The following is an 8359-nucleotide window of genomic DNA, read 5'->3' as shown; positions in this document are numbered from 1 at the left end:
TCAGAAGTTGGTTGAGCAACGCCTTTAACATTAATATATGCTCCAGGACGTCGCTTATTCTGCGTTTTCCATGTTCCACCTGCCATTTAAATACCTCCTTCGAACACATCAATTGCATGATGTGCTTCTTCAACTGTATATGTTTTTTCATCATCTAAGACAATCGTTAAGATATCCTTTTCAACGGTTTCAAATAGATTGCTATTAAGCATAGCTTTCTTTGTAAACCTGTTTTCTGGTTTAGTAACAGTGCTAATAGGCTTTTCCTGCACTGTGTCAGTCTTTGACTCCGCCATTTACATCTACCTTTCTTTGCTTAATCGTAGTATCTTGCTTAATTGCCCAGGTCCATACTTCGAATTTAACTTCTAACACAGTGTTAGCTATATCAATGTCAAATTCGCGATTATGAATATCGGCAAAGCCTGATAACTGTGTAAAATTGTCTAGCAGTTTATCTTCCACACGCTCCATATCTGCATTTGGATGGTCAAGATTAGGAAAATACACTATCTGGTAGTAATATTTTCTGTCCTGGTTCTCAAATAACAGTGGTGTAGTTGCAGTTAGAATTTTCTGGATAAAAAAAGACGGTTGCTCAAAGCCACTGTCTTGGTTCTCTGTATAAATTACTGCATCTGGAAAGATTACTGCTATTTCGTTTGCTATGCGCTCTGTAATTGTCATGATAATAGGTTCCTAAACTTAACTAACAATGGCGTAATCAAGAACGGCAATTGACTTTCAATTTGCGTTTTGGACCTCTCCATAAAGAATTGTCCAGGTACCCAACTCTTATGTCCTCTGGTTCTGTGCCCATTTTCGACGTAAGAAGCATATTTAGTATTATTACTGAGTTTAATACTCCAACTCATACCGTCATAGTGCGGACCTTCAACTTGCCATGCCCGACCTAGCACCTTAGTTTTGCCAATTGGTGTATTAGCCTTAAATTTTTTGAGTGACTGCTGACCAATTCTACCAGCACTCTCACCAATCGCTTGCTTTAACTGACCACTATTTACGGCATTCGTAATCTTGTCAGTAAATGCCTTGAACTCAGCATCATCAACTGTTCCCAAACTCATGCTTTCTCATCCCTCACCATTGCTAGCTCTTGATGACTAGCATAACCAGTATAGCCTTTGCTGGCTCGCTTATACTGAACCGTTTTACCATTTATATCAGTTATGCTAATACGACTACCTGCTGGAATATCGATTCCCGTTCTAATTAATAGTTCTGCGTCGTATTCGTCAGTGCCGAAAAACGATTGTGTGCTGGCTTTTTGCCCTTTTAGGATAACTTTACACGGTTCATCAGAAACAATCGTCACGGTCTCACTATCAGTGATAGCGCCATGCTTAATTGCTCGCTTACCAGTTATTGTTGCTTTATCATGCCAAAGCAGTGGTGCTGCTCTGGTCAGTCCGCCATATATGCTCATTGTGGTGGCAACCTCCTAAATTTGTTTAATATTGAGCGAAAATCATCGCTGATTGCATTGACTGTTTGTAAGTCTTTGTAGATTTCGCTAGGTTGCTTAAACGTTACTGATACATCGCCTTCAGTGATTGAACCTATATTGCTGTCGTCTTGTTGCCCATTAAGCCAACCATGAGTATCAAGTAATTGTACGGCTAAACTAACAATTGTGCTGCATAACTGTGCTGGCAACTCATCAATCGGCGTATTGCAGTAATTAGCAACATCATTGATTGCTTTCTCAATCGTAAAATTAAGGATGTCTTCATAGCTTGGATTGTTATCACTATTGGGTAACAGCAGTTTAACCTTGGTCAACACATCATCATATTTGGAATAGTTTTTATAGTCCATTAGCTATTTACTAGACTTCGTAGATTTGGTCGCCTTACTTACTGGTGTATCTTGCTCTGGTCCAACGTCTTCAGTTTGCGGAGCTGACGAAGCAGAAGCTGTAGGCTTATCAGAAACAACAAACTCAATTCCAGCTGTCTTAGTTTGTAATAGAAGAACATCATTATATGACTCTTCATAGTACAAGTAATTGCCTGAATTAGCTGCACTTGGTGCATCAAAACCAGCAAATGAATATTTCTCAGGTGCAATTTGGATACCATTGTAAATTAAGAACATATCAATTTGTTTAGAATCATCAATTGTCTTGGAACCATCGCTAAAGTCAAATGCTGTTTGCATTAGGTCAGCTGGTACAATCACAATCTTTACAGAATCAATACTGTAAACCGTTCTCTGTGGGTTATTGGCATCAATTGACATGTTACGGTTTTTCGCAACAGCTCGCTTTAAAATCGCGTTAATTTTTGGTGTGATATAAAGCACTCTGTTTTGAGCTGGTACACGTGCTTCGTCAAAATCCAGCATCATATTGTCAAATGCTTCAAGAATGTTGTTTTCATCAAGTGTATCAGTAGTAATGCCCTTGCCACCATCTAAGTCATTCTTTTGACTATATAGACGGCTAAACATAAATCTGTCTTGTTCTGGCATCTTTTGCGTTAAATTAAATTGCTTAGTAATGTTAGCAATTGAAACAACATAGTTAGTTTCATCAACATCAAGTGGATCTACAAGTGTTTGCCAATAGCGTTCATTGGTTAGTTCGTAACTTTCCCAGTCGTTTGAATAGTTGGTGCTAAAACCAGTAATTGTTCTCCGTTGCCGATCCTTACGCCCAGAGAGAATAGTGAGCTTCGGAAGTTTAATATGCTTTGCGCCATCGAATTTAATCATTGAATTTGATGGTGAGTTCCATAGATCTCTTGAATATAAAACACCGTCCATATTGTAGAACGAGTCTTGAATTGCTTGCTGATATTGTTCAGCAAAATTAATTGTTGTCATTGTTATTTACCAATCCTTTCGTAAATATATTTGTCATAGTTTGAGTTTCATTATTACCAGTTGGCTGTCCATTTGCAGGTATATATGGCTGCTTACTGCCTTCATCAAACAAATAAGCATCAGATTGCTTAAGCCCTTTTACCTGTTCATCTAAGCCGATTAACTCACCTTTGTCATTCAGCTTGATGTTATCCATATTAAGTAATGCTTTGGCAGCCTTAGTATTACGTACCTTACTTTGCGTCAAAGACTGGTCAATTGCATTGTTTAACTTAGTCTGACTTAGCTGGTCATTAAGCTGCTCGGTATCTTGCTTATACTTGTCTTGCCAATCCTTAAGTTGCTTAGACAAGTCCTTATTATCGCTAGACTCTTTCCGCAACTTCTTTAAATCTTTATCTCTATCAGCTATCTGTTGTTTCAAGCTTTCATTTTCCGTGCTAAGCTCGGCAGAACTGCCTTTGATTGCACTAACGTCTTTGTCATTCAGCGCAATTACTTTGGTTATTTGTTCATCAGACAAACCTAACTCTTTTAGTTGTTCTTTTTTCATAACTACTCCTTTCGTTTCTTCTATTGAGGGTATAAAAAATAAGCCTTTTTACGCCATGCTCAGGGCAAACAAAAAGCACTCAGATAATTCTAAGTGCTACATTCCAGGAATAATTCCTTTAATATCTTTCAATGTTCGCTTAACTCGTTCCATCATTGAATTGCTGAATAAGTATTCAATACCTGTTGGAGTAATCTGAACATTATCATATTTAATGCTTGTTCCGCCTAACGCTTTAATCGGTATAATACCAGTGATATAACCTTGGTCTGACATATTGAGCAAAATGTACGCCCAATATTGCTGATTATACTGACTTCCAATTTCATCTAGCTCTTGGTTAGTAATAGTTTTACCTTGCTTTAAGTAATCATACAATCGCTTAAGCAGCATATACATAATTACGAAATAATCATCTTTAGCCATTAAATCACCATTCTACTTTTGTCATCTTTGGCAATAAATCAGCCAATCTTTGATTATCAATTTGATAATCTAATACCTCATCGGTACTATTAAATTTCTTAACCTCATTATCACAGGCTAACTCTCGTTTAGGCGAAAAATCTGGTTCATCTTGAGCTGGCTCTAATAACCAATGCTTATCATTTAAAGTAAATTCAATCTCATAACCCGTATCAATCAAGTCTTTGAACTGATTTAAACTCTTAATGCTGTTCATTATCATGCCATCTCCTTAAATCATCTTTTTCGTTCTGTGTTAATACTTTACCTTTACTTCTTGACAACTTCATTTTACCACTTTTTACATCTAACCTTTTATGCCAAATATGTAAATGTGGCACAATTGGATGTTGCTTTGGATTACCATGATCTGTCATGTCCAAGTCCTTATCAACATAACCACTTTCATCATAATATCTGTATCTTACAACTTGACCATCACTAATTCTTCCTAATACCGATAAAGGCGTTCCTTTGGTAGCAATATTGTGTACCTCTTTAACAACTGGGATAACACTCTTGTATTTGTTAACAGTAGAAATTTGTGATTTCTCAATGTTGTCAACATACTGCTTCTTCCATTCATTGAAGCTCATATTATTGACTAGCCTGCCTTTGCCAGTCTCAGGGTCACGCATCCAACGTGTCTCAATGTCTGGCAGGGTATCGTCATAAGGTACAGTTGTACAGCGACAATATGGATGAATTAGTGGGTAATTCTCACCGTCAACTCTGTCTTTAACGTTGAAAACTTTGCCATCTAAAAGACCACACTGCTCGCAGGTATGCGACTCAAGTGTGGCCATGTATTCGTACTGTTCAATTTTCGAATCTTCATAAAACTCAGCTGTTGCGTTCTCAGCAGCGTGTCCCATTTCCGTAACAACTAACCGATGAATCTGATTGTTCGTAACATCAGCAAATCGATCTTTGAGCATTCTTGTAACTCGATCAGCAGAATACCCAAGCAATGTTCCTCTTAACAAAGCATCTGTCAGCTGGTTAGGCAAAACATCATGGTAATTCTTCCAAATTCTCTTAGAAAAATTACTGCCTTGCCAGGGCTGATTTGCTATTTGCTTTAATTGTGTTTCGTTAAAGTGCGTAAAGTCAACGCTGAAACTGTTATGTGAGTCCTGCCAATTGTAATTCTGATGCAAGTAGGTATCTTGAAATTGATTGGCTAATGCATTACCCATGTTATCAGTCTCTTTATCGGCAAACTTACCGCCTAACTCCTGCAGCTGCTTGTTAATGTCCTCAAGCCTTGCAATTCGACTCTTGAAATACTCATTGTCTAGCTCCTTATCAAAACCGCCTGCCTTAGCTTTCTCCTCAAACTCCTTAAGTGTCATTTGCCAGTTAGTAGTATTGATATGCGCTAGTAATTTTCTTGCAGCAGACACTTTAATGTCATTGTTTGCTGCATAACGTGCCAGGAACTTGTCAGTTTCTTTTTGAATCTCATTAAACAGCATCTTCATGCGACTGCGCAATGCAGCTTCATAGTCTGTGGCATTGTCTAATTGACGTTGCTTTAACTCAAGCTGACGGTTTTTCCAGTAGTTTCTAGTCTTCCTTGTCGTCATCTGGACCACCGTTTAACTTACCAGGCTTATCATGCTCATCATCACTAGCATATGGATCACCTGCAGCAATATCTTGCTTCTGGTCTTTCAGTTCTTGCTGCCAATCATCAACTAACGGATTGTTCTTTGCAATTGCTTCCTTACTGGTGTAATTTGCCAGCTGAGCAATTGTTTGCGCTTGTGTTAAATCATCTTCAACCTGTGTTCTCGTCCATGTCTGCGTGATTTTGCGCCCTTCTGAATTAGATAACTGCAAATAGTTCATGATTGCCCTGACTAATTCGTTAATTGCATCCCGGAAGTGTGTCTCAGTGTTTGCTGCCTTCATCTCCAAGTGTGAATACAGCATCTTAATTGCTACACCCGAAGCATTAGTTGATTCAAACTTACTAGGGTCAACACCCTGGCCATATAGAAAAATGTCTTCACGTGTAATCTTCAGTGCATCATCTCTTGCCTCTGTTGGTATGTCAATCGTTAACTTATCAACGCCAGATTTGTCGCCAGTTCCGATATTTTCTAACTTGATAGCTTTATTAGTCTTCATAGTACTTGTAAGCTTATCTAGTGGTTCTTCACCATAGTTAGTCAGTACCAGAATAACTTCTTGCACATCATCTAAGTCATTGATAAAGCCGTTATAAATATCGTCATAGGCATCAATCAGGCCTTTATATTTTAAAAGGTCTGGCTGCTCAAACTTATTTTTAGGAAACGCAATAAACGGAACACGACCCAAGTCATGCTTATACACATTACTTTGACCAGTTTCATAGCCAGCTGTCATGTCATAGCTAGTAAAGCAGTTATATGGCTCCAATTCATACTTATCAGTACCATTCGTTTGTTTAAAAGCTTGGCACTCTTTATCTGTCCAATATTCATGAACATTAAAATATTCACCTTTTTCTTCATCAAACTGTCGGTAACTGCGAAGAACTGCCAGTAATTTACGATTAAGCTCAGTTGACCAAATTGGCGTTATCTGACTTGGCTCAATCACGCCATATCTGAAATTACCGTCTTCATCAAGCCAATAATGTGGCCAAGCTATTCCTGCATTTGCTGCATCAATTACTAACTGATTGAGCGTCAAATTGAAGTTATCGCCCTGAGTCTTGTAATAACGTAACGATTTTTCATAATTGTTAGTAAAATTCGCTATTTCTTTTGATTTAGCTTTTAGCAATTCCTGCATCGCTTTTATTTCCATGGCACGAAACCTCCCTTCACCATTTGTCTACGCATTCCATACCTAACTGCATCAATTGTATGGTCATCGCCATCAGGGTAATTTTCAATCAAGTTACCCATGCCATCACGTTCGTATTCATAGCCCTTAAATTCTCTAGCAGCATTCGGACAAGTAACTGGATCAATCACAATCTCACTCAGTCCTTGCAACCATTTATAAGTAAACTCACGGCTGCCTTTGCCTTTCGGCGCACCAACAACGTTAAGCCCTAACCGACGCAATTCAGCAATCGTATTCGGCTCTGCGGCATCAGCTGAAATTAATCCATGACCAACTCCAGTCTGCTTAATCCTTTCAGTAGCTTCATTGTTCATTAACCTACGCTGATAGATTTCATTAAAAATAAATATCCTGCGCCTGTTTGGCTCATAAGCAATATCAACATAAGCAGTCGGATCATTGGTAAAACCGAAGTCCATGCCGTGATAAATACTTTCAAAATTATTACGCTCTTGCTGAGTAATCTTACGAATAGTGAGATTATCAAAGACTTCTGCACCGGTACCTGTAACTTCACCCAAGTACTCATGCTGGTAGGCTTTAAGATTGTCGTGCTTTAACTGTTCCGCATCAGCAATAAACTCTTTACCAAGCCATTCTTGCGGGACTGAGCGGTAATCAGACGAATGTACTAATGTATCTTTTCGTAAACTTTGCTGTTCTGTTGCTTCGTTGACCCAATTACGCTGACTAGCTGGTGGGTTATAGCTGCTAAACGTAACAATACCGCTGCCACCTCTGTTAAGTGACTGATTAATGTTACGTATTTCTTCCATGCCCTTGAAGTCCGATATTTCTTCAAAGTGCTTAAATTTGGTATAGCCATGTCTAAACTTCTGCGACTTAATCTTCTGCGGTTTGTCGGCACCTTTGAATCTAATCTGCTGTCCTGTTGGCAAGTAAGTTAACTGCATTGGACTGGTTGAGCTTGCCCAGTAATCAGCAACGCCTAGCTTGTCAATCGCCCACAGATATTGGTCAAATACCGAATCACGTAGCGTTGCAGCAACCTTACGAATAACCACTGCATTGGCTTCTGAGTCTTGCATCATGCCCAGGATAATTACGAGCGAAACAAAAGAGGACTTAGTGCTTCCACGTCCTCCTTTTAGCCAATAATTAGCATAGTGATGGTGCTTTACATCTTGATAGACACTAAAAAAGGATGGTGCAATCAAGCTAGATAATCTAACCATCTTCTTCACTATCCTTTGGAATATCATCAATAATCTGTACTGGACTCGCAATTCTAGCATTCACATCATGCTTCTCTGTCCACATTGCTGACCGCTTGCCGAGCAATTCAGCTGCTTTAATTCTATCCCTGGCACCGACTTTAACATCTTTGTAAATGCCGTTAGCAGTTGCTACATCTTCTGTTTGCTCGCCTCGCATAACAGATGACAAATACTCAAGTATCTCTTGCTGATCAGCAACTTTGCTATCAGATATTTCCTTCATTCGTTTCTCTAAGTAATTAGCAATTTCAACTTTTTTCAGGTTTTCTTGTCCAATTGAGTAAGCTGTCCGTTTCGAATAACCCGCTTTAATAGCGGCTTCCGTAGCATTACCAGATTTAATGTATTCATTTGCAAACTTTTGTTGTTTTACTGTTAAACTCAAGCATTATCACCTTCTTTCTGCATAAAA

13 protein-coding genes are annotated in these 8359 nt (G+C 38.7%); all 13 read right to left on the bottom strand.

Annotated features, from left to right (window positions below):
- Nucleotides 1–86: 86 nt before the first annotated feature.
- On the bottom strand, nucleotides 87–296 hold the full coding sequence (locus PT287_RS08390) for a hypothetical protein (RefSeq protein ID WP_277134172.1): 210 nt from the start codon (nucleotides 294–296) through the stop codon (nucleotides 87–89).
- Nucleotides 277–687: a DUF6838 family protein gene (locus PT287_RS08385; protein WP_277134170.1), complete on the bottom strand. Its 411-nt coding sequence runs from the start codon at nucleotides 685–687 to the stop codon at nucleotides 277–279. Before PT287_RS08385 ends, PT287_RS08390 begins: the two co-directional genes overlap by 20 nt.
- Nucleotides 684–1088 carry an HK97 gp10 family phage protein gene (locus PT287_RS08380; RefSeq protein ID WP_277134168.1) on the bottom strand — a complete coding sequence of 135 codons (405 nt, stop codon included), beginning with the start codon at nucleotides 1086–1088 and terminating at the stop codon, nucleotides 684–686. Before PT287_RS08380 ends, PT287_RS08385 begins: the two co-directional genes overlap by 4 nt.
- A complete protein-coding gene (locus PT287_RS08375; RefSeq protein ID WP_277134166.1) occupies nucleotides 1085–1447 on the bottom strand; it encodes a hypothetical protein in 363 nt (120 codons plus the stop codon). Before PT287_RS08375 ends, PT287_RS08380 begins: the two co-directional genes overlap by 4 nt.
- Complete coding sequence (locus tag PT287_RS08370; protein ID WP_277134165.1) at nucleotides 1444–1839, bottom strand: phage head-tail connector protein; 396 nt, start codon at nucleotides 1837–1839, stop codon at nucleotides 1444–1446. The genes PT287_RS08375 and PT287_RS08370 overlap by 4 nt, the downstream gene beginning before the upstream one ends.
- A gap of 3 nt (nucleotides 1840–1842) precedes the next feature.
- Nucleotides 1843–2847 carry a capsid protein gene (locus tag PT287_RS08365; protein WP_277134164.1) on the bottom strand — a complete coding sequence of 335 codons (1005 nt, stop codon included), beginning with the start codon at nucleotides 2845–2847 and terminating at the stop codon, nucleotides 1843–1845.
- A complete protein-coding gene (locus PT287_RS08360; RefSeq protein ID WP_277134162.1) occupies nucleotides 2834–3400 on the bottom strand; it encodes a phage scaffolding protein in 567 nt (188 codons plus the stop codon). The genes PT287_RS08365 and PT287_RS08360 overlap by 14 nt, the downstream gene beginning before the upstream one ends.
- A 96-nt stretch (nucleotides 3401–3496) precedes the next feature.
- Entirely contained in the window at nucleotides 3497–3826 is a 330-nt protein-coding gene (locus PT287_RS08355) for a YjcQ family protein (protein ID WP_277134160.1), read from the bottom strand.
- Nucleotides 3827–3830: 4 nt separating this feature from the next.
- Nucleotides 3831–4082: a hypothetical protein gene (locus PT287_RS08350; protein ID WP_277134158.1), complete on the bottom strand. Its 252-nt coding sequence runs from the start codon at nucleotides 4080–4082 to the stop codon at nucleotides 3831–3833.
- The gene (locus tag PT287_RS08345) at nucleotides 4069–5454 is read right to left on the bottom strand and encodes a minor capsid protein (RefSeq protein ID WP_277134155.1); all 1386 of its coding nucleotides are present in this window, start codon (nucleotides 5452–5454) and stop codon (nucleotides 4069–4071) included. Before PT287_RS08345 ends, PT287_RS08350 begins: the two co-directional genes overlap by 14 nt.
- Nucleotides 5435–6667 carry a phage portal protein gene (locus PT287_RS08340; RefSeq protein ID WP_277134153.1) on the bottom strand — a complete coding sequence of 411 codons (1233 nt, stop codon included), beginning with the start codon at nucleotides 6665–6667 and terminating at the stop codon, nucleotides 5435–5437. The genes PT287_RS08345 and PT287_RS08340 overlap by 20 nt, the downstream gene beginning before the upstream one ends.
- Nucleotides 6658–7905: a PBSX family phage terminase large subunit gene (locus PT287_RS08335; protein WP_277134152.1), complete on the bottom strand. Its 1248-nt coding sequence runs from the start codon at nucleotides 7903–7905 to the stop codon at nucleotides 6658–6660. Before PT287_RS08335 ends, PT287_RS08340 begins: the two co-directional genes overlap by 10 nt.
- On the bottom strand, nucleotides 7898–8332 hold the full coding sequence (locus PT287_RS08330) for a terminase small subunit (protein ID WP_277134150.1): 435 nt from the start codon (nucleotides 8330–8332) through the stop codon (nucleotides 7898–7900). Before PT287_RS08330 ends, PT287_RS08335 begins: the two co-directional genes overlap by 8 nt.
- Nucleotides 8333–8359: the final 27 nt, after the last annotated feature.

It is taken from the genome of Lactobacillus sp. ESL0679, from assembly GCF_029433515.1.
GTDB lineage: Bacteria > Bacillota > Bacilli > Lactobacillales > Lactobacillaceae > Lactobacillus.
Note: the sequence above shows the minus strand (reverse complement) of the source record. Positions and strands in the feature narration are given on the sequence as shown.